Genomic DNA, 21,489 nt, shown 5'->3' with positions numbered 1-21,489 from the left:
ATTCCCCATTCTCGATTCCCGATTCCCGGAGAACCCCATGAAAGACTTGCTCAATCTCTTCAACCAGCAGCGTCCCGCGCTGGACTTCGACGCGATCAAGATCGCGCTGGCTTCGCCCGACCTGATCCGTTCGTGGTCGTTCGGCGAAGTGAAGAAGCCGGAAACCATCAACTACCGTACCTTCAAGCCCGAACGCGACGGCCTGTTCTGCGCCGCCATCTTCGGACCGATCAAGGACTACGAGTGCCTGTGCGGCAAGTACAAGCGCATGAAGCACCGCGGCGTGGTCTGCGAGAAGTGCGGCACCGAAGTGACCCTGGCCAAGGTGCGTCGCGAGCGCATGGGCCATATCGACCTGGCTTCGCCGGTCGCGCACATCTGGTTCCTGAAGTCGCTGCCCTCGCGCATCGGCCTGATGCTCGACATGACCCTGCGCGACATCGAGCGCATCCTGTACTTCGAAGCTTACGTCGTGACCGAGCCGGGCCTGACCCCGATGGAACGCGGCAACCTGCTGACCGAAGAGCAGTACCTGACCGCGCGCCAGGAGCACGGCGACGACTTCGAAGCCGCGATGGGCGCCGAGGCCGTGTACGACCTGCTGCGCACGATCGATCTGCAGGCCGAAATGCTGCAGCTGCGCGAAGAGATCGCCTCGACCAACAGCGAAACCAAGCTCAAGCGCCTCACCAAGCGCATCAAGCTGGTCGAAGCCTTCCTCGAGTCCGGCAACCGTCCGGAGTGGATGGTCATGACCGTGTTGCCGGTGCTGCCGCCGGACCTGCGTCCGCTGGTGCCGCTGGACGGCGGCCGCTTCGCGACCTCCGACCTGAACGATCTGTACCGCCGCGTCATCAACCGCAACAACCGTCTGCGCCGCCTGCTCGAACTCAATGCGCCCGACATCATCGTGCGCAACGAAAAGCGCATGCTGCAGGAATCGGTCGACGCCCTGATGGACAACGGCCGTCGCGGCCGCGCCATCACCGGCACCAACAAGCGCCCGCTCAAGTCGCTCGCCGACATGATCAAGGGTAAGCAGGGCCGTTTCCGCCAGAACTTGCTCGGCAAGCGCGTCGACTACTCGGGCCGTTCGGTCATCGTGGTCGGCCCGACCCTGCGTCTGCACGAGTGCGGCCTGCCGAAGAAGATGGCGCTGGAGCTGTTCAAGCCCTTCATCTTCGCCAAGCTGCAGCGTCGCGGCCTGGCCACCACGATCAAGGCCGCCAAGAAGCTGGTCGAGCGTGAAGAGGCCGAGGTGTGGGACATCCTCGAAGAGGTGATCCGCGAGCATCCGGTGCTGTTGAACCGCGCTCCGACCCTGCACCGCCTCGGCATCCAGGCGTTCGAGCCGGTGCTGATCGAAGGCAAGGCGATCCAGCTGCACCCGCTGGTCTGCACCGCGTTCAACGCCGACTTCGACGGTGACCAGATGGCCGTTCACGTGCCGCTCTCGCTGGAAGCCCAGCTGGAAGCGCGCGCGCTGATGATGGCGTCGAACAACATCCTGTCGCCGGCCAACGGCGAGCCGATCATCGTGCCGTCGCAGGACGTCGTGCTCGGCCTGTACTACATGACCCGCGCCCTGGAGAACAAGGCGGGCGAGGGCATGGCGTTCGCCAACGTGGCCGAAGTCAAGCGCGCCTACGACAACCGCGTCGTGCAGATCCACGCCAAGGTCAAGGTCCGCATCAGCGAGATCGTGATCAACGAGGACGGCACCCGCGAGCCCAAGACCTCGATCGTCGACACCACCGTCGGCCGCGCCCTGCTGCGCGAGATCCTGCCGGACGGCCTGCCGTACGCGCTGGCCAACACCGAGCTGACCAAGAAGAACATCAGCCGCCTGATCAACTCGTGCTACCGCATGCTCGGCCTGAAGGACACGGTCGTGTTCGCCGACAAGCTGATGTACACCGGCTTCGCTTACGCGACCCGCGCCGGCGTTTCGATCGGCATCGACGACATGATCATCCCGGGCGAGAAGAAGGGCATCCTGGCCGAGGCCGAGACCGAAGTGCTGGAAATCCAGCAGCAGTACCAGTCCGGTCTGGTCACCGCCGGCGAGCGCTACAACAAGGTCGTCGACATCTGGTCGCGCACGAACGAGCGCGTGGCCAAGGCGATGATGGACGCGATCGGCACCGACACCGTGGAAAACGCCGAAGGCAAGCGCGTTCCGCAGAAGTCGATGAACTCGATCTACATCATGGCCGACTCCGGCGCCCGCGGTTCGCAGGCCCAGATCCGTCAGCTGGCCGGTATGCGCGGCCTGATGGCGCGTCCCGACGGCTCGATCATCGAGACGCCGATCACCGCGAACTTCCGCGAAGGCCTGAACGTTCTCCAGTACTTCATCTCGACCCACGGTGCCCGTAAGGGTCTGGCCGATACCGCGTTGAAGACGGCGAACTCGGGTTACCTGACCCGTCGTCTGGTCGACGTGGCGCAGGACGTGGTCATCACCGAAACCGATTGCGGCACGCTCGGCGGTCTGACCATGACCCCGATCGTCGAAGGCGGCGACGTCGTCGAACCGCTGCGCGACCGCGTGCTGGGCCGCGTCGTGGCCGAGGACGTGTTCCTGCCGGGCAACGACGAGGATCCGATCGTCACCCGCAACACCCTGCTCGACGAAGCCTGGGTGCAGAAGCTCGAGGACGCCAGCGTCCAGTCGATCAAGGTGCGCTCGACCATCACCTGCGAAAGCAGCTTCGGCGTGTGCGCGCACTGCTACGGTCGCGACCTCGGCCGCGGCCACCTGGTCAACCACGGCGAAGCGGTCGGCGTCGTCGCCGCTCAGTCGATCGGCGAGCCCGGCACGCAGCTGACCATGCGTACGTTCCACATCGGTGGCGCCGCGTCGCGAGCCGCCGCCATCGACAACGTCACGGTCAAGACCACCGGTTCGATCAAGTTCAACAACCTCAAGCACGTCGCTCACGCCAACGGCCACCTGGTCGCGGTGTCGCGTTCGGGCGAACTGTCGGTCCTCGACCCGCACGGCCGCGAGCGCGAGCGCTACAAGCTGCCGTACGGTGCGACCGTCGCGGTCAAGGACGGCGCCGAGATCAAGGCCGGCCAGACCGTGGCCAACTGGGATCCGCATAACCACCCGATCGTTTCGGAAGTCGCCGGTTTCATCCGCTTCATCGACTTCGTCGACGGCGTGACCGTGATCGAGAAGACCGACGAACTGACCGGCCTGGCTTCGCGCGAGATCACCGATCCGAAGCGTCGCGGCTCGATGGGCAAGGACCTGCGCCCGATCGTGCGCATCGTCGACAAGAACGGCAAGGATCTGCAGATCCCGAACACCGACTTGCCGGCGCAGTACCTGCTGCCGCCGCGCTCGATCGTCAACCTGCAGGACGGCGCGCCGGTCGGCGTGGGCGACGTGGTCGCCAAGATCCCGCAGGAAGCCTCGAAGACCCGCGACATCACCGGTGGTCTGCCGCGCGTGGCCGACTTGTTCGAAGCGCGCAAGCCCAAGGACCCGGCGATCCTCGCCGAAGTCTCGGGCATCGTCAGCTTCGGCAAGGACACCAAGGGCAAGCAGCGCTTGATCATCAAGCAGGCCGACGGTGAAGAGCACGAAGAGCTGATCCCGAAGTACCGCCAGATCATCGTGTTCGAAGGCGAGCACGTGGAGAAGGGCGAGACCGTGGTGGACGGCGAGCCGAGCCCGCAGGACATCCTGCGTCTGCTGGGCGTCGAGCCGCTGGCCGTGTACCTGACCAAGGAAATCCAGGACGTCTACCGCCTGCAGGGCGTGAAGATCAACGACAAGCACATCGAGGTGATCGTTCGCCAGATGCTGCGCAAGGTCGAGATCACCGACCAGGGCGACAGCAAGTTCCTGCACGGCGAACAGATCGAGCGTCAGCGCTTCGTCGAAGAGAACGCCCGCCTGCTGGCCCGTAACGAGATCCCGTCGAAGTACGACCCGGTCCTGCTCGGCATCACCAAAGCCTCGCTGGCGACCGAGTCGTTCATCTCGGCCGCCTCGTTCCAGGAGACCACCCGCGTCCTGACCGAGGCCGCCGTGCGCGGTACCCGCGACGGCCTGCGCGGTCTCAAGGAGAACGTGATCGTCGGCCGTCTGATCCCGGCCGGTACCGGCCTGGCGTACCACACCCAGCGCCGCAAGAACGCCTCGGGTCTGACCGACTCGGAAATGGAAGCCCTGTCGGGCCCGGTCTCGGCCCCGGCGGTCGAGGCTCCGGCCCCGGCGGCCCCGGTGGCCGAAGCGGCAGGCGAGGAGTCCAGCGCCTCCTGAGGCGCTGCGGCTCGTAATCGCACGGCAATGCAGCTAAACTAGGTAATTCGGACGGCCTTCGGGCCGTCCCAGATCACGAAATGAGGCGCATGGAGCGCCTCGTGTTCGGCCCAGGGCAGGGCGGGATCAATCGGAGTTGGAATGGAATTGGCGCTATCCGGCGCCGATTTCGTTCGTCCGCGTCGCTCGCGTTGACGGCCACGTCAAACGCGAGCTATACTTTTTCGTCTCGGTGGGTCGGGTGTATTCGGCTTGCCGTTCGTTTCTCACGAAGCGGCCGCCCGGCCCCTCATCAATAGAGTTCTAGATGGCAACCATCAATCAGCTCGTCCGCAAGCCGCGGCAGGCGACCACCTACAAGAGCGCCTCGCCGGCGCTGGCGAATTGCCCGCAGCGTCGCGGCGTTTGCACCCGCGTTTACACCACGACCCCGAAGAAGCCGAACTCGGCTCTGCGCAAGGTCGCCAAGGTGCGCCTGACCAACGGCTACGAAATCATTTCGTACATCGGCGGCGAAGGCCACAACTTGCAGGAGCACTCGGTGGTCCTGATCCGCGGCGGTCGCGTCAAGGATCTGCCGGGCGTGCGCTACCACACCGTGCGCGGCTCGCTCGACGCCGCCGGTGTCGCCAAGCGTCGCCAGAGCCGTTCCAAGTACGGCGCCAAGCGTCCGAAGTCCTAAGCGCGTCGCTTCTACGGCCGGCGCTTCGTGTAAGTGCCGGTTTCCGGAAGTACGTCTACCAAGAATCACGAGAATAGGTACGCACCATGTCGCGTAAAGGTTCCACCCCGCAGCGTTCGGTTCTGCCCGATCCCAAGCACGGCAGCGAGACGATCGCGCGCTTCATCAATATGGTCATGCAGAGCGGCAAGAAGTCCGTCGCCGAGAAGATCGTTTACGGCGCGATGGACGTCATCGGCGAAAAGAGCCCGAATGCTCTTGAGCTGGTCGAGAAGGCGTTGACCAACGTTTCTCCGTCGGTCGAAGTGAAGTCGCGTCGCGTCGGCGGCGCCACCTACCAGGTGCCGGTCGAAGTGCGTACGTCGCGCCGCATGGCGCTGGCTATGCGCTGGCTGATCGAGTCGGCGCGCAAGCGCGGCGAGAGCAGCATGCCGCGCAAGCTCGCCGCCGAACTGCTCGACGCCTCGGAAAACCGCGGCGCGGCGATCAAGAAGCGCGAAGAGACCCACCGTATGGCGGAAGCGAACCGCGCGTTCGCGCACTACCGCTGGTGATCGCAGCGCCCTGGCGACAGGGCCTTCGCAACATCCGCATGAGATGTTGCCGCGGCGGCGTAAAGGCCGCCTAGCGAACCGGAGGCCGCCCACGAGGCGGCGTCCGGCCATTTGGAATTCGAAAACTTATTACGAGAGGGTCCCGTGGCTCGCACCACTCCCATCGAGCGTTACCGCAACTTCGGCATCATGGCGCACATCGACGCGGGTAAGACCACCACGTCCGAGCGCATCCTTTTCTACACCGGCGTCAGCCACAAGATCGGCGAAGTGCACGAAGGTGCCGCGACGATGGACTGGATGGAGCAGGAGCAGGAACGCGGCATCACCATCACGTCGGCAGCGACGACCGCGTTCTGGAAGGGCATGGACAAGTCCCTGCCCGAGCACCGCTTCAACATCATCGACACCCCCGGACACGTCGACTTCACCATCGAAGTGGAGCGCTCGCTGCGCGTCCTCGACGGCGCGGTGTTCGTGCTGTGCGCGGTCGGCGGCGTGCAGCCGCAGTCCGAGACCGTCTGGCGCCAGGCCAACAAATACTCCGTGCCGCGCATGGCCTTCGTCAACAAGATGGACCGCACCGGTGCCAACTTCGACAAGGTCGTCGAGCAGCTGAAGGCCCGCCTGGGCGCCTACGCCGTGCCGATGCAGGTGCCGATCGGCGCCGAAGAAGGCTTCGAGGGCGTGGTCGACCTGCTCAAGATGAAGGCCATCCACTGGGATGTCGCTTCGCAGGGCACCAAGTTCGAGTACCGCGAGATCCCGGCCGAACTGCAAGCCAAGGCCGAGGAAGCGCGCGCGTTCATGATCGAAGCCGCGGCGGAAGCCTCGGAAGAGTTCATGGACAAGTACCTCAACGAGGGCGAGCTGAGCGAAGAAGAGATCGTCGCCGGTCTGCGCGCGCGCACCCTGCGCGTCGAGATCGTGCCGGTGTTCTGCGGCTCGGCGTTTAAGAACAAGGGCGTGCAGGCCATGCTCGACGGCGTGATCAACCTGCTGCCGTCGCCGTCCGACCGTCCGCCGGTCGCCGGCATCGACGAAGACGAGAAAGAAGACACCCGCAAGGCGTCCGACACCGAACCGTTCTCGGCGCTGGCGTTCAAGATCATGACCGACCCGTTCGTGGGTTCGCTGACCTTCTTCCGCGTCTACTCGGGCGTGCTGAATTCCGGCGACCAGGTGTACAACCCGGTCAAGTCGAAGAAGGAACGCGTCGGCCGCATCCTGCAGATGCACGCCAACCAGCGCGACGAAATCAAGGAAGTCCGCGCCGGCGACATCGCCGCGGCGGTCGGCCTGAAGGACGTGACCACCGGCGACACGCTGTGCGCGCAGGATCACATCATCACCCTCGAGCGCATGATCTTCCCGGAGCCCGTCATCTCGATGGCGGTCGAACCGAAGACCAAGTCGGACCAGGAAAAGATGGGTATCGCCCTGGGCCGCCTGGCGCAGGAAGATCCCTCGTTCCGCGTGCGCACCGACGAAGAATCGGGCCAGACCATCATCGCCGGCATGGGCGAGCTGCACCTGGACATCCTCGTCGACCGCATGAAGCGCGAGTTCAACGTCGAAGCCAACGTCGGCAAGCCGCAGGTCGCTTACCGCGAGACCATCCGCAAGTCGGACGTCAAGTCGGACTACAAGCACGCCAAGCAGTCCGGCGGTAAGGGTCAGTACGGTCACGTCGTGATCGAGCTGTCGCCGATGAACGAGAAGGACCGCGCGCACGAAGACGTCGAGAACGATTTCCTGTTCATCAACGACATCACCGGCGGCGTGATTCCGAAGGAATTCATCCCGGCGATCGAGAAGGGTCTGCGCGAAACCATCACCAGCGGTCCGCTGGCCGGCTTCCCGGTCGTCGGCGTCAAGGTCAAGCTGGTGTTCGGCTCGTACCACGACGTCGACTCCTCGGAAATGGCGTTCAAACTCGCTTCGTCGATGGCGTTCAAGGAAGGTTTCCGCAAGGCCGATCCGGTCCTGCTGGAGCCGATGATGAAGGTCGAAGTCGTGACGCCGGAAGAGTACGTCGGCGACGTGATGGGCGATTTGAGCCGTCGTCGCGGCCTGTTGCAGGGCCAGGACGACACGCCGTCGGGCAAGACCATCAATGCGATGGTTCCGCTGGGCGAAATGTTCGGTTACGCCACGACCATCCGCTCGCTGACCCAGGGTCGCGCGACCTTCACGATGGAATTCGATCACTACGCCGAGGCGCCGAACAACATCGCCGAGACCGTGATCAAGAAGGGCGGCTGATTCATGCCGGGATCCGGGAGTAGGGATTCGGGATTCGCAAAAGCGGATTCCGCCTGCTTCCGGGGCCCGTGCCGGCTCTGATCGAGTGCAAGTTTAGTTAAAGGGATTGGGCGGCTTCGTTCGTCGAATCCCCAATTCCGAATCACGAATCACAGAACATTTGAGAGAGACATCATGGCTAAGGGTAAATTCGAGCGCACCAAGCCGCACGTGAACGTCGGCACGATCGGCCACGTTGACCACGGCAAGACGACGCTGACGGCGGCGCTGACGAAGGTGGGCGCCGAGCGTTTCGGTGGCGAGTTCAAGGCATACGACGCGATCGACGCGGCGCCGGAAGAAAAGGCGCGCGGCATCACGATCTCGACGGCGCACGTGGAATACGAATCGGCGACGCGTCACTACGCGCACGTCGACTGCCCGGGCCACGCCGACTACGTGAAGAACATGATCACCGGCGCCGCGCAGATGGACGGCGCGATCCTGGTGTGCTCGGCCGCTGACGGCCCGATGCCGCAGACCCGCGAACACATCCTGCTGTCGCGTCAGGTCGGCGTGCCGTACATCGTCGTGTTCCTGAACAAGGCCGACATGGTGGACGACGCCGAGCTGCTCGAGCTGGTCGAGATGGAAGTGCGCGAGCTGCTGAGCAAGTACGAGTTCCCGGGCGACGACACCCCGATCATCCACGGTTCGGCCCGTCTGGCGCTGGAAGGCGACCAGAGCGAAATCGGCGTGCCGTCGATCCTGCGTCTGGTGGATGCGCTGGACAGCTTCATCCCGCAGCCGGAGCGCGACGTCGACAAGCCGTTCCTGATGCCGGTGGAAGACGTGTTCTCGATCTCGGGCCGCGGCACCGTGGTGACCGGCCGTATCGAGCGCGGCATCGTCAAGGTCGGTGACGAAATCGAAATCGTCGGTATCCGTCCGACCCAGAAGACGACGGTCACGGGCGTGGAAATGTTCCGCAAGCTGCTCGACCAGGGTCAGGCGGGCGACAACGCTGGTCTGCTGCTGCGCGGCACCAAGCGCGACGACGTCGAGCGCGGCCAGGTGCTGTGCAAGCCGGGTTCGATCAAGCCGCACACCGACTTCGAAGCCGAAGTCTATGTGCTGTCGAAGGACGAAGGCGGCCGTCACACCCCGTTCTTCAAGGGCTACCGTCCGCAGTTCTACTTCCGCACCACCGACATCACCGGCGCTTGCGAGCTGCCGGAGGGCGTCGAGATGGTGATGCCGGGCGACAACGTGAAGATGGTCGTCACGCTGATCAACCCGGTGGCGATGGACGAAGGTCTGCGCTTCGCGATCCGCGAAGGCGGCCGTACCGTCGGCGCCGGCGTCGTGGCCAAGATCATCAAGTAACGAACCGGCCCGGGCGCGCCAAAAAGCGCGCCCGGCTCTGTCGGTTCGTTATCTCCGCGAAGGCGGGGAGCCAGAGCCGAAAGTCGAGTTCCGCTTTTGGTCGAGGGCCGGTTTCCTGAACAGGGTTCCAGCCCGCGCAATCCGCCATCAGGGCAGGGTGCTTGCACTCTTCTCCCGGATGCATGTAGAATGCGCGACCACCGTGCCACCCCTGTTCACGCCGGGGCGGCACAACCAGCGAAATGAGGTGCAGGACGCGCCTCGTATTCGCCAGACAAGGACATGTCGCACGGCTGCGCTCCGTACGTTCCGGGCCCTCGGGCTTCCAAGGAACAGTAAACGGGGCCTTTCGTGCGTTCCATTCCTTTCTGGGCGGGTCGGGCAACCGACCTGCCTTAGTTTTTACCAGGCAAGGAGGCTCCGGGGCGTGGGTGTAGTCCTGGAGTGTTTGCGTTTTCGTGGGGTTCGGCACACCCAGAGGCCGGCCCGTCGCTCTTTTAACCAAGGAATTCCGTCATGGCGGACCAAAAGATCCGGATTCGGCTGAAGGCGTACGATCATCGTCTGATCGACCGCTCGGCCAGCGAGATCGTCGAGACAGCTAAGCGGACCGGCGCGCAAGTGCGCGGCCCGATCCCGCTGCCGACCAAGATCGAGCGCTACACCATCCTGGTGTCCCCGCACGTCGACAAAGACGCGCGTGACCAGTATGAAACCCGCACGCATAAGCGCGTGCTCGACATCATCGACCCGAACGACAAGACCGTAGACGCGCTGATGAAGCTCGAGCTGGCGGCGGGCGTCGATGTGCAGATCAAGCTGACCTGAGGCCACCACCATGACCGCGAAGAAATATTCGTTGGGCATCGTCGGTCGCAAGGCCGGCATGAGCCGCTTCTTCACTGAAGACGGCAAGTCGGTTCCGGTGACCCTGATCGAGGCGACCCCGAACCGTATTACCCAGATCAAGACCACGGACACCGACGGCTACAGCGCCGTGCAGGTCACCGTCGGCGTGCGCCGCGCTGCGCTCGTCAACAAGCCCGAAGCCGGACACCTCGCCAAGGCGAAGGTCGAAGCCGGTCGCGGCCTGTGGGAGCTGCGCGTGGAAGACGACAAGATCGGCGCGTTCGAAGTCGGCGGCGAAATCAAGGCCGACATCTTCGAAGTGGGCCAGATCGTCGACGTCCAGGGCATCACCAAGGGTAAGGGCTTCCAGGGCACGATCAAGCGCTGGAACTTCAGCATGGGCGACGCGACGCACGGTAACTCGTTGTCGCACCGTTCGCCGGGTTCGATCGGCCAGCGCCAGACGCCGGGCCGCGTTTTCCCCGGTAAGAAGATGTCCGGTCACATGGGCGCCGTCCAGCAGAGCACGCAGGGCCTGGAAGTGGTCAAGGTCGACGCCGAGCGCGGCCTGATCGCGATCAAGGGCGCCGTGCCGGGCGCTCCGGGCGGCGACGTGATCGTCCGTCCGTCGAGCAAGGGAGTATGACGATGGAACTTGCCATCAACGGTAGCGACAAGAAGCTGTCGGTTTCCGACGCCATCTTCGATCGCGAATTCAGCGAAGACCTGGTCCACCAGGTTGTTGTGGCCTACCGCAACGCGGGCCGCGCCGGCACCAAGGCGCAGAAGACGCGTTCGGAAGTCAACGGCACCACCAAGAAGTCGAAGAAGCAGAAGGGCGGCGGTGCGCGTCATGGCGCGCTGACGGCTCCGATCTTCGTCGGCGGCGGCGTGACCTTCGCGGCCAAGCCGCGCAGCTTCGCCCAGAAGGTGAACCGCAAGATGTACCGCGCAGCGATGGCTGCGATCCTGTCGGAATTGAACCGCCAGGGCCGCATCACCGTCGTTGAGAAGCTGGACGTCGAGACGCCGAAGACCTCGGGCATGGTCGCCATGCTGAAGTCGCTCGAAATGGGCCGTCGTCCGCTGCTCGTCACCGAGGAAGCTTCCGAGAATCTGTACCTCTCGGCTCGCAACCTGCCCTATGTGGAAGTCCGCGACGTGCAGGGACTCGATCCGGTGGCCCTCGTCGGCGCCGATTCGATCGTGTTCACCGCCGATGCGGTCAAGAAGATCGAGGAGTGGCTGGCATGAACGAGGCCAAGCTCTACAGCATCATCCGTGCGCCGCGCGTGTCCGAAAAGACCGCACGTCTGCAGGAAGTATCCAACCAATACGTCTTCGAAGTCGCGACGGACGCTACCAAGGCCGACATCAAGGTCGCCGTGGAAAAGCTGTTCGACGTTAAGGTCGAGGCGGTGAATGTGGTCAACGTGAAGGGTAAGAACAAGGCCTTCAAGTTCCGCATGGGCCGTCGCGCCGACTGGCGCAAGGCGTACGTGAAGCTGGCCGAAGGCCAGTCGATCGACGTAATGGCCAAGGCCTGAGGAAAGACCCATGGCATTGATGACTTTCAAGCCCACTTCCGCCGGCCGCCGCAACGCGGTCCGCGTCGTGACGCCGGGCCTGCACAAGGGCGCGCCGCACGCGGCGTTGGTCGAAAAGCAGAGCAAGAGCGGCGGTCGTAACCACCACGGCCGCATCACCACCCGTCACATCGGTGGTGGTCACAAGCAGCACTACCGCATCATCGACTTCAAGCGCGACAAGGAAGGCATTCCGGCGCGCGTGGAGCGGATCGAATACGATCCCAACCGCACCGCGCACATCGCGCTGCTGTGCTACGTCGATGGCGAGCGCCGTTACATCATCGCCCCGAAGGGCCTGAAGGACGGCGATCAGGTGATCGCTGGCCGCGATGCTCCGATCCGCGTCGGCAACACGCTGCCGCTGACCAACATCCCGGTCGGTTCGACGGTGCATTGCATCGAAATGAAGCCGGGCAAGGGCGCTCAGATCGCTCGCGCCGCAGGCGCCGGCGTTCAGCTGGTCGCTCGCGAGCAGGGCTACGCCACGCTGCGTCTTCGCTCCGGCGAAATGCGCAAGGTGCCGGTCGAGTGCCGCGCCACCATCGGCGAAGTCGGCAACGACGAGCACAGCCTTGAAAAGCTGGGCAAGGCCGGTGCCAAGCGCTGGCGCGGTATCAAGCCGACCGTCCGCGGCGCCGCCATGAACCCCGTCGACCACCCGCACGGTGGTGGTGAGGCGAAGGCTGGCCAGGGCAACCCGCATCCGGTCACCCCCTGGGGTGTTCCGACCAAGGGTTACAAGACGCGCAAGAACAAGCGCACTTCGCAATTCATCGTGCGCGATCGCAGGGGTTAATCGGCCATGGCACGTTCACTCAAAAAGGGTCCGTTCGTCGACCACCATCTCATCAAGAAGGTGGAGACCGCGGGCAACAACAAGAAGCCGATCAAGACCTGGTCGCGCCGCTCGATGGTGCTGCCGGAAATGGTGGGCTTCACCATCGCCGTGCATAACGGCAAAAACCACATCCCGGTGCTGGTCAACGAGAACATGGTTGGCCATAAGCTTGGCGAATTCGCTTTGACCCGTACGTTCAAGGGTCACGGCGGCGACAAGAAGTCGGGTAAGTAAGGAGATGACCATGGAAGCGAAAGCCATCCTGCGCACCGCGCGCATCTCCCCGCAGAAGGCCCGCCTGGTCGCCGACCAGGTGCGCGGTCTGTCCGCTGAGCGCGCCGTCAACCTGCTGAAGTTCTCGGACAAGAAGGCAGCTGCACTGATCCGCAAGGTCGTGGAGTCCGCCATCGCGAACGCCGAGAACAACCAGGGCGCCGACGTTGACGAACTCAAGGTCACGACCATCATGGTGGACGAGGGTCCCGCACTGAAGCGCTTCATGGCTCGTGCGAAAGGCCGCGGCACCCGCATCCTCAAGCGCACCAGCCACATCACTGTGGTTGTGGGCGCGGGCAAGTAAGGCGGAGTCAGACAATGGGTCATAAAGTACATCCGACCGGAATCCGCCTGGGCATTGCCAAGGACTGGAATTCGAAGTGGTTTGCCGGCAAGAAGCAGTATGCCGAGTACCTCGCTGCCGACCTCAAGGTCCGCGAGATGCTCCGCAAGAAGCTCGCTCAGGCTGGTATTTCCAAGATCTTCATCGAGCGTCCGGCGAACAACGCCCGCGTGACGATCCACACCGCCCGTCCGGGCGTGGTGATCGGCAAGCGCGGCGAGGACATCGAGAAGCTGCGTAAGGAAGTCAGCGCACTGATGGGCGTCCCGGCGCACATCAACGTGACCGAGGTCCGCAAGCCGGAACTCGACGCACAGCTGGTCGCCGAATCGATCGCGCAGCAGCTCGAGCGCCGCATCATGTTCCGCCGCGCGATGAAGCGCGCCGTCGGCAACGCGATGCGCCTGGGTGCCCTCGGCATCAAGGTCAACGTCGCCGGCCGTCTCAACGGCGCCGAAATCGCGCGTTCGGAGTGGTACCGCGAAGGTCGCGTGCCGCTGCACACGCTGCGTGCCGACATCGACTACGGCTTCGCTGAAGCCAAGACGACCTACGGCATCATCGGCATCAAGACCTGGATCTACAAGGGCGAAGTGTTCGACTTCTCCCAGGTGGGCCAGGAGAAGCAGGACGATTCCCCGCGCAGCGATCGTGGTGACCGCGGCGACCGCGGTGATCGTAACGACCGTCCGGGCCGTCCGGCCCGCGAACAGAGGTAATCCGTCATGTTGCAACCCAAGCGAACTAAGTACCGCAAGGTACACAAGGGCCGCAATGATGGCCTGAGCTGGAGCGGCAACGCCGTCAGCTTCGGCGAGTACGGCCTCAAGGCCACCGCTCACGGCCAGCTCACTGCGCGCCAGATCGAAGCGGCCCGCCGCTCGATCAGCCGTTACGTCAAGCGCGGCGGCAAGATGTGGATCCGCGTGTTCCCGGACAAGCCGATCACCAAGAAGCCGATCGAAGTCCGAATGGGCTCCGGTAAGGGCAACGTCGAGTACTGGGTCGCTCAGATCCAGCCCGGTCGCATGATTTACGAGATCGAAGGCGTGGGCGAGGACGTGGCGCGCGAAGCGTTCCGTCTGGCCGCCGCCAAGCTCTCGGTGACCACCACTTTCGTTACCCGGACGGTGCGCTAATGGAACTCAAGCAACTGCGCGAGAAGTCGGCCGACCAACTGAAGGCCCACCTGGTGGAACTGCATAAGGAGAGCTTCGCTCTCCGTATGCAGAAGGCCACCGGCCAGCTCGCCAAGACTCATGAAGCCCGCCGTGTGAAGCGCGAGATTGCTCGCGTCAACATGCTGCTGGGTGAGAAGAAGTAAGGACCCGCCATGACCGACAACAATACAGACAAGGCGCTGCGCACGGTTGAAGGCCGGGTCGTCAGCAACAAGATGGACAAGACCGTCACCGTGCTCGTCGAACGCCAGGTCAAGCACGCGCTGTACGGCAAGTACATCCGTCGCTCGTCCAAGCTCCACGCTCACGACGCCGAGAACGCCTGCAAAGAAGGCGATATCGTCCGCGTGAAGGAGATTGCCCCGATGTCCAAGACCAAGAACTGGAGCGTGGTTGAAATCGTCAGCCGCGCGGCCGAATAAGAGGAGGCTGAACCATGATCCAGATGCAAAGCTACCTCGGCGTGGCCGACAACTCCGGTGCTAAGGAAGTGATGTGCATCAAGGTGCTCGGCGGCTCCAAGCGCCGTTACGCGCACATTGGCGACATCATCAAGGTCACCGTGAAGGACGCGATCCCGCGCGGCAAGGTCAAGAAGGGCGACGTTTACGACGCCGTCGTGGTCCGCACCCGCAAGGGTGTGCGCCGTCCGGACGGCTCGCTGATCCGCTTCGATGGCAACGCTGCGGTGTTGCTCAACAATAAGCATGAGCCGATCGGCACCCGTATCTTCGGGCCCGTGACTCGCGAGCTTCGCTCCGAGAAGTTCATGAAGATCGTCTCGCTCGCGCCTGAAGTGCTCTGAGCGGAGGAACTAGACATGAACCGTATCAAGAAGGGCGATCAAGTCATCGTCACCGCCGGCAAGGACAAGGGCAAGAAGGGTGATGTGGTGCGCGTGCTCGGCGACAAAGTCGTCGTGGCGAACATCAACATCATCAAGCGCCACACCAAGCCGAATCCGCAGGCCAACCAGCCGGGCGGCGTGATCGAGCGCGAAGCGCCGATTCACATTTCCAACGTCATGCTGTTCAACCCGGCCACCGGCAAGGGCGAACGCATCGGTTTCAAGATGCTGGAGGATGGACGCAAACTGCGTGTGTTCCGCTCCAGTGGTGAGGCGGTTGACGCCTGAGGAATGCTGAAATGACCACCCGGCTCGAAGAGTTTTACAAGAAAGAAGTGGTTCCGGCGCTGACCGAAAAGTTCGGCTACAAGAACCCGATGGAAGTGCCGCGCCTCGTCAAGATCACGCTGAACATGGGCGTGGGCGAAGCCGCCACCAACAAGAAGATCCTGGAAAATGCCGTCGCCGACATGACCAAGATCGCCGGCCAGAAGCCGATCGTGACCAAGTCCCGCGTGTCGGTGGCTTCGTTCAAGATCCGCGACGGCTGGCCGATCGGCGCCAAGGTCACCCTGCGTCGCGCCAAGATGTACGAGTTCCTCGACCGTCTGGTCAACATCTCGCTGCCGCGCGTGCGCGACTTTCGTGGTGTGTCCGGCCGTTCGTTCGACGGCCGCGGCAACTACAACATGGGCGTCAAGGAACAGATCATCTTCCCGGAAATCGATTTCGACCAGGTCGACGCGCTGCGCGGCATGGACATCGCGATCACCACGACCGCGAAGACCGATGCCGAGGCCAAGGCCCTGCTCGAAGCCTTCCGCTTCCCGTTCCGCAACTGATACTTAAGGATTGAACAATGGCTAAGACTTCCATGGTCAACCGCGAGGTCAAGCGGGCCAAGCTGGCGAAGAAGTTCGCCGGCAAGCGCGAAGCGCTGAAGAAGATCATCTCCAGCGACGCCTCGTCGTACGAAGACAAGGCCGAGGCCGTGGTCAAGCTGTCCAAGCTGCCCCGCGACTCTTCGCCGAGCCGTCAGCGCAACCGTTGCGCCCTGACCGGTCGTTCGCGCGGCGTATACAGCAAGTTCGGCCTCGGCCGCAACAAGCTGCGCGAAGCCACCATGCGCGGCGACGTGCCTGGTCTTCGCAAGGCAAGCTGGTAAGATAGTCGGCTTTCCCGGATCCACCGCCGCGGCCTTCGGGTCGCGGCGGCGCTTCTGGGGGCTGCTGCAACAAAGCGTTACTACTACTGAAATTCGCAATTCCGCGGATATCGGTGCTACTCATAAGGTGAATCTCAATGAGCATGACTGATCCCATCGCCGACATGCTGGTCCGCATCAAGAATGCGGCCGCTGTGCGCAAGCCGACGGTGAAGATGCCGTCGTCCAAGGTCAAGGTGGCCATCGCGGCCGTGTTGAAGGACGAGGGTTACATCCTGGATTCCCGCGTGACGGAAGTCGCCCCGGGCAAGTCCGAACTCGAAATTTCGCTGAAGTACTACGAAGGCAAGCCGGTGATCGAGCGCCTCCAGCGCTACTCCCGCTCGGGCCTGCGTCAGTACCGCGGCAAGGAAGCGCTGCCCAAGGTCCTCGGCGGCCTGGGTATCGCCATCATCTCCACCTCGAAAGGCATCATGACCGATGCGCAGGCGCGCCAGCAGGGCGTCGGCGGTGAAGTCCTGTGCTTCGTGGCCTAAGGGAGTAAACGACCATGTCCCGAGTTGCCAAGAAGCCGATCGCCCTGCCGAAGGGTGTTGAGCTGAACGTCCAGTCCGATTCGATCGTCGCCAAGGGCCCGAAGGGCTCGCTGTCGATCGCCAAGCCGGCCGCCATCAACCTGAAGATCGAGAACGGCGAAGCGCTGTTCGCGACCGAAGACGCGGCGCTGATCCCGCTGACCGGCACCCTGCGCGCCATCCTCGCCAACATGGTGAAGGGCGTGTCGGAAGGCTTCGAGCGCAAGCTCGAGCTGGTCGGCGTCGGTTACCGCGCCTCGATGGCCGGTGCCGACCTGAACCTGTCGCTGGGTTTCTCGCACCCGGTGCTGTTCAAGGCCCCGGAAGGCATCACGATCGCCACGCCGACCCAGACCGAGATCCTGGTCTCGGGTGCGGACAAGCAGCGCGTCGGTGAAGTCGCCGCCAAGATTCGCGGTTTCCGTCCGCCGGAGCCCTACAAGGGCAAGGGTGTGAAGTACGCCGGCGAAGTCATCATCCGTAAGGAAGCCAAGAAGGCCTAACGGGTAGGGCGCCGGTCCCGTACCGGCCCCACAACACCAAGCTTTCAGCTTTCGGAGATCAGAACATGAACAAGAACATCGCTCGTCTGCGTCGCGCCAAGTCGACCCGTTCGCACATCCGCAACCTCGGCGTCGCCCGCCTGACCGTGCTCCGCACCGGCCAGCACCTGTACGCCCAGGTCTTCACCGCCGACGGCTCCAAGGTCCTGGCCACGGCCTCGACCGTCCAGGCCGACGTCAAGGAAGGCCTGAAGAACGGCAAGAACGCCGAAGCCGCCGTCAAGGTCGGCAAGCTGATCGCCGAGCGCGCCAAGGCTGCCGGTATCGAGAAGGTCGCTTTCGACCGCTCGGGCTACCGCTACCACGGCCGCATCAAGGCGCTGGCCGATGCCGCGCGTGAAGGCGGTCTGCAGTTCTAAGCATCCGGGCCTTTCACAGGCTTGAAAGCGTGGAGATTCGTCTCCACGCCTGATGCATCGAATCGTTCCACCCTGCCAACGCGGGCTGCGTTGGGCGCGATGACGGATTCCCGCCATCGCTGCAACACCCGAGTCACATCACAATCATAAGCGGCGATGCCGCAAATCCCTTCAATAAACGAGACATCGAAATGGCAGACGATAGAGCACCGCGGGGCCGCGACCGTGATCGCAACCGCGAAGAAATCGACGACGGCATGATCGAGAAGCTGATCGCGGTCAACCGCGTCAGCAAGACGGTCAAGGGCGGTCGCCAGTTCACCTTCACCGCTCTGACGGTGGTGGGCGACGGCAACGGCAAGGTCGGCTTCGGCTACGGCAAGGCGCGCGAAGTGCCGGTCGCGATCCAGAAGTCGATGGAATACGCCCGCAAGGCGATGAACAACGTCGATCTGAACAACGGCACCTTGTGGCACGCCGTGAAGTCGGGCCACGGCGCGGCGCATGTGTTCATGCAGCCGGCGTCGGAAGGTACCGGCGTGATCGCAGGCGGCGCGATGCGCGCCGTGCTCGAAGCGGTCGGCGTCAAGAACGTGTTGGCCAAGGCCACCGGTTCGCGTAACCCGATCAACCTGGTTCGCGCCACGCTGAAGGGTCTGACCGGCATGCACTCGCCGGCCAAGATCGCTGCCAAGCGCGGCAAGAAGGTGGAGGATCTGCACCATGGCTAAGGCTCAGAACAAGGCCGTCGAAGGCGGCACCGTCACCGTGCGCCTGGTCAAGGGCATGCGCGGTTGCCAGGCCCGTCACCGCTTGTCGGTGAAGGCGCTCGGCCTGAACAAGCTGAACGACGTGCGCGTGCTGAAAGACAGCCCGCAGGTTCGTGGTCTGATCAACACGGTCCACTACCTGGTTCAGGTCGAGGGCTAAGGAGAACATCATGCGTCTCAATACACTCAAGCCGGCTGACGGCGCCCGCGAAGACCGCAAGCGCGTCGGTCGCGGTATCGGTTCCGGCCTCGGCAAGACCGCCGGCCGCGGCCACAAGGGTTCGTTCGCCCGTTCGGGCAAGGGCAAGATCAAGGCCGGTTTCGAAGGCGGCCAGATGCCCATGCAGCGTCGTCTGCCGAAGATCGGCTTCCGCTCCAAGCTGAAGAACGACACGGCCGAAGTGCTGCTGTACCAGCTGGATAAGCTGGACGCCGGCGACGTCGATTTTGCCGCCCTCAAGGCCGCCAAGCTCGTTCCGAGCTCGGCCAAGCAGGCCAAGATCGTCAAGAAGGGCGAGTTGACCAAGAAGTTCGTACTCAAGGGCGTGCTGGCTACGGCCGGCGCCAAGGCCGCCGTCGAAGCGGCCGGCGGCAAGGTCGAGGAGTAAACGACGCATGGCGCGGAGCGGCAACGCGATGGCTGGCCTCGGTGGCGGGCTCGGTAAGTTCACCGAGCTCCGTCAGCGTTTGCTGTTCGTGATCGGCGCTTTGATCGTCTACCGCATCGGTAGCTACATCCCGGTGCCCGGCGTCAACCCGCAGGCGATGGTCGAATTCATGTCGACCAAGCAGGGCACGATCGTGGACATGTTCAACATGTTCTCGGGCGGCGCCCTGCATCGCTTCAGTCTGTTCGCACTGAACGTGATGCCGTACATCTCGGCCTCGATCATCGTGCAGCTGCTGGTGCAGATCGTGCCCAGCCTGAAAGCCATCCAGAAGGAAGGCGAGTCGGGCCGGCGCAAGATCAACCAGTGGTCGCGCATGGGCGCGATTCCGCTGGCGGTGTTCCAGGCCTGGGGCATCGCCGCCGGCCTGCAGTCGAGCATGGCGCCGAACGGCGTGCCGGTGGTGTACGCACCGGGCATGGGCTTCATCCTGACCGCCGTGATCGCGTTGACCGCGGGCACGATGTTCCTGATGTGGCTCGGCGAGCAGATCACCGAACGCGGTATCGGCAACGGTGTCTCGCTGATCATCTTCGCCGGCATCGTCGCGGGCTTGCCCGCCGCGGTCCTGCAGATGTTCGAGCAGATCCGCAACGGCGACATGAGCGCCATTGCGGCGATCGCGATCATCGCCCTGGTCGTCGGCTTCACCTATCTGGTGGTGTTCGTCGAGCGCGGTCAGCGTCGGATCACGGTGAACTACGCCCGTCGTCAGGGCGGCCGTAACGCCTACATGAATCAGGCCTCGTTCCTGCCGCTGAAGCTCAACATGTCGGGCGTGATCCCCGCGATCTTCGCCTCGAGCATCGTGATGTTCCCGGCGACGGCAGCGACCTGGTTCGCCCAGAACAACAGCGGCAGCGGTTTCTCCGGCTTCCTGCAACGCCTCAGCCAGTGGTTGAACCCGGGTGAACCGGTTCACATGATCCTGTATGCTGGCCTGATCATCGGCTTCGCGTTCTTCTACACGGCGCTGGTGTTCAATTCGCAGGAAACCGCCGACAACCTCAAGAAGTCGGGCGCGCTGATCCCGGGCATCCGTCCCGGCAAGGCCACCGCGGACTACGTTGACGGCGTGCTGACTCGTCTTACGGCGGCTGGCGCAATTTACCTGGTGATCGTCTGCCTCCTTCCGGAGGTCATGCGGACCCAACTGGGAACCTCGTTCTACTTCGGCGGCACCTCGTTGCTGATCGTCGTGGTCGTGGTGATGGATTTCATCGCTCAAATCCAGGCTCATCTGATGTCGCATCAGTACGAAAGCCTGTTGAAGAAAGCGAACTTGAAGGGCGGCTCGCGCGGCGGTCTCGCGCGCGGGTGAGTCAGGACCGTTCCGCGCGCCAGAGTAGCGCGCGGGGCTGGGAGGGCAGGTCACCGCCTTGTTCAGCCAGTTCAGATTCGTCGCCGGAGCATGGGCACACTCCCCATGCCGTGGTTCCGTGGCACCTTTGGTGCCGCGGGGCTTCCTATTAACCCGAGACCTAGATATAATTTCCAGTTCACTCCGCCGGGATTAATCCGTCCTGGCCGCCAAATCAGTTGGAGATCGCCTTATGGCGCGTATTGCGGGCGTTAATTTGCCTGCCCAGAAGCATGTCTGGGTTGGCCTGCAAAGCATTTTCGGCATCGGCCGTACCCGTTCGAAGCAAGTCTGCGAGTCCGCAGGCGTCACTTCGACGACCAAAATCCGTGACCTGTCCGAGCCGGAAGTCGAGCGCTTGCGCGCCGAAGTCGGCAAGTTCGTGGTCGAAGGCGACCTGCGTCGCGAGGTCGGTATTGCGATCAAGCGTTTGATGGACCTGGGCTGCTACCGCGGCCTGCGTCACCGCCGCGGCTTGCCGCTGCGTGGTCAGCGCACGCGTACCAATGCACGTACCCGTAAGGGTCCGCGCAAGGCCATCAAGAAGTAAGGGACCCATACCATGGCCAAGCCGGCAGCTGCCAAAACCAAGAAGAAGATCAAGCGAGTCGTCACCGACGGCATCGCCCACGTCCACGCTTCTTTCAACAACACCATCATCACGATCACCGACCGCCAGGGCAACGCGCTCTCGTGGGCGACCTCGGGCGGCGCGGGTTTCCGCGGTTCCCGCAAGTCGACCCCGTTCGCCGCCCAGGTGGCAGCCGAAAAGGCTGGCCGTGCTGCGCTCGACTACGGCGTCAAGTCGTTGGAAGTGCGCATCAAGGGCCCGGGTCCGGGTCGCGAGTCCGCCGTTCGTTCGCTGAACAACGTCGGATACAAGATCATCAACATCATCGACGTGACGCCTATCCCGCACAACGGGTGCCGTCCGCCGAAAAAGCGTCGCGTCTGAGGAGCT

The 21,489-nt window shown here is 63.6% G+C and carries 29 protein-coding genes; all 29 read left to right on the top strand.

Going from position 1 to position 21,489, the window contains the following annotated elements:
* The first annotated feature begins 37 nt into the window (after nucleotides 1-37).
* Nucleotides 38-4,279 (top strand): DNA-directed RNA polymerase subunit beta', encoded by a 4,242-nt coding sequence (gene rpoC / locus GLA29479_RS15070; RefSeq protein WP_031373761.1) that lies wholly within the window; start codon nucleotides 38-40, stop codon nucleotides 4,277-4,279.
* A 307-nt stretch (nucleotides 4,280-4,586) separates the two neighbouring features.
* Nucleotides 4,587-4,961 (top strand): 30S ribosomal protein S12, encoded by a 375-nt coding sequence (gene rpsL, locus GLA29479_RS15065; RefSeq protein WP_031373762.1) that lies wholly within the window; start codon nucleotides 4,587-4,589, stop codon nucleotides 4,959-4,961.
* An 86-nt stretch (nucleotides 4,962-5,047) separates the two neighbouring features.
* A complete protein-coding gene (gene rpsG / locus GLA29479_RS15060) occupies nucleotides 5,048-5,515 on the top strand; it encodes a 30S ribosomal protein S7 (RefSeq protein ID WP_036115439.1) in 468 nt (155 codons plus the stop codon).
* 144 nt (nucleotides 5,516-5,659) lie between these two features.
* Nucleotides 5,660-7,780 (top strand): elongation factor G, encoded by a 2,121-nt coding sequence (fusA, locus tag GLA29479_RS15055; protein WP_057918901.1) that lies wholly within the window; start codon nucleotides 5,660-5,662, stop codon nucleotides 7,778-7,780.
* A 174-nt stretch (nucleotides 7,781-7,954) separates the two neighbouring features.
* A complete protein-coding gene (tuf, locus tag GLA29479_RS15050) occupies nucleotides 7,955-9,145 on the top strand; it encodes an elongation factor Tu (RefSeq protein ID WP_057918900.1) in 1,191 nt (396 codons plus the stop codon).
* Nucleotides 9,146-9,661: 516 nt separating this feature from the next.
* Nucleotides 9,662-9,973 carry a 30S ribosomal protein S10 gene (gene rpsJ / locus GLA29479_RS15045; protein WP_031373837.1) on the top strand — a complete coding sequence of 104 codons (312 nt, stop codon included), beginning with the start codon at nucleotides 9,662-9,664 and terminating at the stop codon, nucleotides 9,971-9,973.
* Between the two features lie 10 nt (nucleotides 9,974-9,983).
* Entirely contained in the window at nucleotides 9,984-10,640 is a 657-nt protein-coding gene (rplC, locus tag GLA29479_RS15040) for a 50S ribosomal protein L3 (protein ID WP_031373836.1), read from the top strand.
* A 2-nt stretch (nucleotides 10,641-10,642) separates the two neighbouring features.
* Nucleotides 10,643-11,248 carry a 50S ribosomal protein L4 gene (gene rplD / locus GLA29479_RS15035; RefSeq protein WP_036149636.1) on the top strand — a complete coding sequence of 202 codons (606 nt, stop codon included), beginning with the start codon at nucleotides 10,643-10,645 and terminating at the stop codon, nucleotides 11,246-11,248.
* Nucleotides 11,245-11,541, top strand: a complete 297-nt coding sequence (gene rplW / locus GLA29479_RS15030) for a 50S ribosomal protein L23 (protein ID WP_031373834.1) — start codon at nucleotides 11,245-11,247, stop codon at nucleotides 11,539-11,541. The genes rplD and rplW overlap by 4 nt, the downstream gene beginning before the upstream one ends.
* Nucleotides 11,542-11,551: 10 nt before the next feature.
* Nucleotides 11,552-12,379: a 50S ribosomal protein L2 gene (gene rplB / locus GLA29479_RS15025; protein WP_031373833.1), complete on the top strand. Its 828-nt coding sequence runs from the start codon at nucleotides 11,552-11,554 to the stop codon at nucleotides 12,377-12,379.
* 6 nt (nucleotides 12,380-12,385) lie between these two features.
* Nucleotides 12,386-12,655 (top strand): 30S ribosomal protein S19, encoded by a 270-nt coding sequence (gene rpsS, locus GLA29479_RS15020; protein WP_031373832.1) that lies wholly within the window; start codon nucleotides 12,386-12,388, stop codon nucleotides 12,653-12,655.
* Between the two features lie 10 nt (nucleotides 12,656-12,665).
* On the top strand, nucleotides 12,666-13,001 hold the full coding sequence (rplV, locus tag GLA29479_RS15015; RefSeq protein WP_036149638.1) for a 50S ribosomal protein L22: 336 nt from the start codon (nucleotides 12,666-12,668) through the stop codon (nucleotides 12,999-13,001).
* A 14-nt stretch (nucleotides 13,002-13,015) separates the two neighbouring features.
* Nucleotides 13,016-13,759 (top strand): 30S ribosomal protein S3, encoded by a 744-nt coding sequence (gene rpsC / locus GLA29479_RS15010; RefSeq protein WP_031373830.1) that lies wholly within the window; start codon nucleotides 13,016-13,018, stop codon nucleotides 13,757-13,759.
* Nucleotides 13,760-13,765: 6 nt separating this feature from the next.
* Nucleotides 13,766-14,179, top strand: coding sequence for a 50S ribosomal protein L16 (gene rplP / locus GLA29479_RS15005; protein ID WP_031373829.1), 414 nt, complete (start codon nucleotides 13,766-13,768; stop codon nucleotides 14,177-14,179).
* Nucleotides 14,179-14,364 carry a 50S ribosomal protein L29 gene (gene rpmC / locus GLA29479_RS15000; protein ID WP_031373828.1) on the top strand — a complete coding sequence of 62 codons (186 nt, stop codon included), beginning with the start codon at nucleotides 14,179-14,181 and terminating at the stop codon, nucleotides 14,362-14,364. The genes rplP and rpmC overlap by 1 nt, the downstream gene beginning before the upstream one ends.
* A 9-nt stretch (nucleotides 14,365-14,373) precedes the next feature.
* Nucleotides 14,374-14,643, top strand: coding sequence for a 30S ribosomal protein S17 (gene rpsQ / locus GLA29479_RS14995; RefSeq protein WP_031373827.1), 270 nt, complete (start codon nucleotides 14,374-14,376; stop codon nucleotides 14,641-14,643).
* 14 nt (nucleotides 14,644-14,657) lie between these two features.
* The gene (rplN, locus tag GLA29479_RS14990; RefSeq protein WP_031373826.1) at nucleotides 14,658-15,026 is read left to right on the top strand and encodes a 50S ribosomal protein L14; all 369 of its coding nucleotides are present in this window, start codon (nucleotides 14,658-14,660) and stop codon (nucleotides 15,024-15,026) included.
* Between the two features lie 15 nt (nucleotides 15,027-15,041).
* Entirely contained in the window at nucleotides 15,042-15,356 is a 315-nt protein-coding gene (rplX, locus tag GLA29479_RS14985; protein ID WP_031373825.1) for a 50S ribosomal protein L24, read from the top strand.
* Nucleotides 15,357-15,367: 11 nt separating this feature from the next.
* Complete coding sequence (gene rplE / locus GLA29479_RS14980; protein WP_031373824.1) at nucleotides 15,368-15,910, top strand: 50S ribosomal protein L5; 543 nt, start codon at nucleotides 15,368-15,370, stop codon at nucleotides 15,908-15,910.
* Nucleotides 15,911-15,927: 17 nt separating this feature from the next.
* Nucleotides 15,928-16,233, top strand: a complete 306-nt coding sequence (rpsN, locus tag GLA29479_RS14975) for a 30S ribosomal protein S14 (protein ID WP_031373823.1) — start codon at nucleotides 15,928-15,930, stop codon at nucleotides 16,231-16,233.
* 137 nt (nucleotides 16,234-16,370) lie between these two features.
* Complete coding sequence (gene rpsH, locus GLA29479_RS14970; RefSeq protein WP_031373822.1) at nucleotides 16,371-16,769, top strand: 30S ribosomal protein S8; 399 nt, start codon at nucleotides 16,371-16,373, stop codon at nucleotides 16,767-16,769.
* A gap of 14 nt (nucleotides 16,770-16,783) precedes the next feature.
* Nucleotides 16,784-17,311 carry a 50S ribosomal protein L6 gene (gene rplF, locus GLA29479_RS14965; protein ID WP_057918899.1) on the top strand — a complete coding sequence of 176 codons (528 nt, stop codon included), beginning with the start codon at nucleotides 16,784-16,786 and terminating at the stop codon, nucleotides 17,309-17,311.
* A gap of 65 nt (nucleotides 17,312-17,376) precedes the next feature.
* Entirely contained in the window at nucleotides 17,377-17,730 is a 354-nt protein-coding gene (rplR, locus tag GLA29479_RS14960) for a 50S ribosomal protein L18 (RefSeq protein ID WP_057918898.1), read from the top strand.
* A 191-nt stretch (nucleotides 17,731-17,921) separates the two neighbouring features.
* Complete coding sequence (gene rpsE, locus GLA29479_RS14955) at nucleotides 17,922-18,461, top strand: 30S ribosomal protein S5 (protein ID WP_031373819.1); 540 nt, start codon at nucleotides 17,922-17,924, stop codon at nucleotides 18,459-18,461.
* Nucleotides 18,454-18,660 carry a 50S ribosomal protein L30 gene (gene rpmD, locus GLA29479_RS14950; RefSeq protein ID WP_057918897.1) on the top strand — a complete coding sequence of 69 codons (207 nt, stop codon included), beginning with the start codon at nucleotides 18,454-18,456 and terminating at the stop codon, nucleotides 18,658-18,660. Before rpsE ends, rpmD begins: the two co-directional genes overlap by 8 nt.
* A 10-nt stretch (nucleotides 18,661-18,670) precedes the next feature.
* Nucleotides 18,671-19,108, top strand: a complete 438-nt coding sequence (gene rplO, locus GLA29479_RS14945; RefSeq protein ID WP_031373817.1) for a 50S ribosomal protein L15 — start codon at nucleotides 18,671-18,673, stop codon at nucleotides 19,106-19,108.
* 7 nt (nucleotides 19,109-19,115) lie between these two features.
* Nucleotides 19,116-20,489: a preprotein translocase subunit SecY gene (gene secY, locus GLA29479_RS14940; protein WP_031373816.1), complete on the top strand. Its 1,374-nt coding sequence runs from the start codon at nucleotides 19,116-19,118 to the stop codon at nucleotides 20,487-20,489.
* A 232-nt stretch (nucleotides 20,490-20,721) separates the two neighbouring features.
* A complete protein-coding gene (gene rpsM, locus GLA29479_RS14935; RefSeq protein WP_031373815.1) occupies nucleotides 20,722-21,078 on the top strand; it encodes a 30S ribosomal protein S13 in 357 nt (118 codons plus the stop codon).
* A gap of 12 nt (nucleotides 21,079-21,090) precedes the next feature.
* Complete coding sequence (rpsK, locus tag GLA29479_RS14930) at nucleotides 21,091-21,483, top strand: 30S ribosomal protein S11 (protein WP_031373814.1); 393 nt, start codon at nucleotides 21,091-21,093, stop codon at nucleotides 21,481-21,483.
* Nucleotides 21,484-21,489: the final 6 nt, after the last annotated feature.

It is taken from the genome of Lysobacter antibioticus, assembly GCF_001442535.1.
GTDB lineage: Bacteria > Pseudomonadota > Gammaproteobacteria > Xanthomonadales > Xanthomonadaceae > Lysobacter > Lysobacter antibioticus.
Note: the sequence above shows the minus strand (reverse complement) of the source record. Positions and strands in the feature narration are given on the sequence as shown.

Bases quoted from the DNA above. Each gene is read 5' to 3' on its own strand.
- rplX (WP_031373825.1), top strand. From the start codon at position 15,042: ATGAACCGTATCAAGAAGGGCGATCAAGTCATCGTCACCGCCGGCAAG.
- rpsJ (WP_031373837.1), top strand. From the start codon at position 9,662: ATGGCGGACCAAAAGATCCGGATTCGGCTGAAGGCGTACGATCATCGT.
- rplF (WP_057918899.1), top strand. From the start codon at position 16,784: ATGTCCCGAGTTGCCAAGAAGCCGATCGCCCTGCCGAAGGGTGTTGAG.
- rplC (WP_031373836.1), top strand. From the start codon at position 9,984: ATGACCGCGAAGAAATATTCGTTGGGCATCGTCGGTCGCAAGGCCGGC.
- rpsM (WP_031373815.1), top strand. From the start codon at position 20,722: ATGGCGCGTATTGCGGGCGTTAATTTGCCTGCCCAGAAGCATGTCTGG.
- rpmC (WP_031373828.1), top strand. From the start codon at position 14,179: ATGGAACTCAAGCAACTGCGCGAGAAGTCGGCCGACCAACTGAAGGCC.
- rplO (WP_031373817.1), top strand. From the start codon at position 18,671: ATGCGTCTCAATACACTCAAGCCGGCTGACGGCGCCCGCGAAGACCGC.
- rpsE (WP_031373819.1), top strand. From the start codon at position 17,922: ATGGCAGACGATAGAGCACCGCGGGGCCGCGACCGTGATCGCAACCGC.
- rpsC (WP_031373830.1), top strand. From the start codon at position 13,016: ATGGGTCATAAAGTACATCCGACCGGAATCCGCCTGGGCATTGCCAAG.
- rpsH (WP_031373822.1), top strand. From the start codon at position 16,371: ATGAGCATGACTGATCCCATCGCCGACATGCTGGTCCGCATCAAGAAT.
- rpsS (WP_031373832.1), top strand. From the start codon at position 12,386: ATGGCACGTTCACTCAAAAAGGGTCCGTTCGTCGACCACCATCTCATC.
- rplE (WP_031373824.1), top strand. From the start codon at position 15,368: ATGACCACCCGGCTCGAAGAGTTTTACAAGAAAGAAGTGGTTCCGGCG.
- rpsL (WP_031373762.1), top strand. From the start codon at position 4,587: ATGGCAACCATCAATCAGCTCGTCCGCAAGCCGCGGCAGGCGACCACC.
- rplD (WP_036149636.1), top strand. From the start codon at position 10,643: ATGGAACTTGCCATCAACGGTAGCGACAAGAAGCTGTCGGTTTCCGAC.
- rpsQ (WP_031373827.1), top strand. From the start codon at position 14,374: ATGACCGACAACAATACAGACAAGGCGCTGCGCACGGTTGAAGGCCGG.
- rpsG (WP_036115439.1), top strand. From the start codon at position 5,048: ATGTCGCGTAAAGGTTCCACCCCGCAGCGTTCGGTTCTGCCCGATCCC.
- rpsK (WP_031373814.1), top strand. From the start codon at position 21,091: ATGGCCAAGCCGGCAGCTGCCAAAACCAAGAAGAAGATCAAGCGAGTC.
- rplR (WP_057918898.1), top strand. From the start codon at position 17,377: ATGAACAAGAACATCGCTCGTCTGCGTCGCGCCAAGTCGACCCGTTCG.
- rpsN (WP_031373823.1), top strand. From the start codon at position 15,928: ATGGCTAAGACTTCCATGGTCAACCGCGAGGTCAAGCGGGCCAAGCTG.
- rplB (WP_031373833.1), top strand. From the start codon at position 11,552: ATGGCATTGATGACTTTCAAGCCCACTTCCGCCGGCCGCCGCAACGCG.
- rplN (WP_031373826.1), top strand. From the start codon at position 14,658: ATGATCCAGATGCAAAGCTACCTCGGCGTGGCCGACAACTCCGGTGCT.
- rplP (WP_031373829.1), top strand. From the start codon at position 13,766: ATGTTGCAACCCAAGCGAACTAAGTACCGCAAGGTACACAAGGGCCGC.
- rplW (WP_031373834.1), top strand. From the start codon at position 11,245: ATGAACGAGGCCAAGCTCTACAGCATCATCCGTGCGCCGCGCGTGTCC.
- secY (WP_031373816.1), top strand. From the start codon at position 19,116: ATGGCGCGGAGCGGCAACGCGATGGCTGGCCTCGGTGGCGGGCTCGGT.
- tuf (WP_057918900.1), top strand. From the start codon at position 7,955: ATGGCTAAGGGTAAATTCGAGCGCACCAAGCCGCACGTGAACGTCGGC.
- rpmD (WP_057918897.1), top strand. From the start codon at position 18,454: ATGGCTAAGGCTCAGAACAAGGCCGTCGAAGGCGGCACCGTCACCGTG.
- rplV (WP_036149638.1), top strand. From the start codon at position 12,666: ATGGAAGCGAAAGCCATCCTGCGCACCGCGCGCATCTCCCCGCAGAAG.
- rpoC (WP_031373761.1), top strand. From the start codon at position 38: ATGAAAGACTTGCTCAATCTCTTCAACCAGCAGCGTCCCGCGCTGGAC.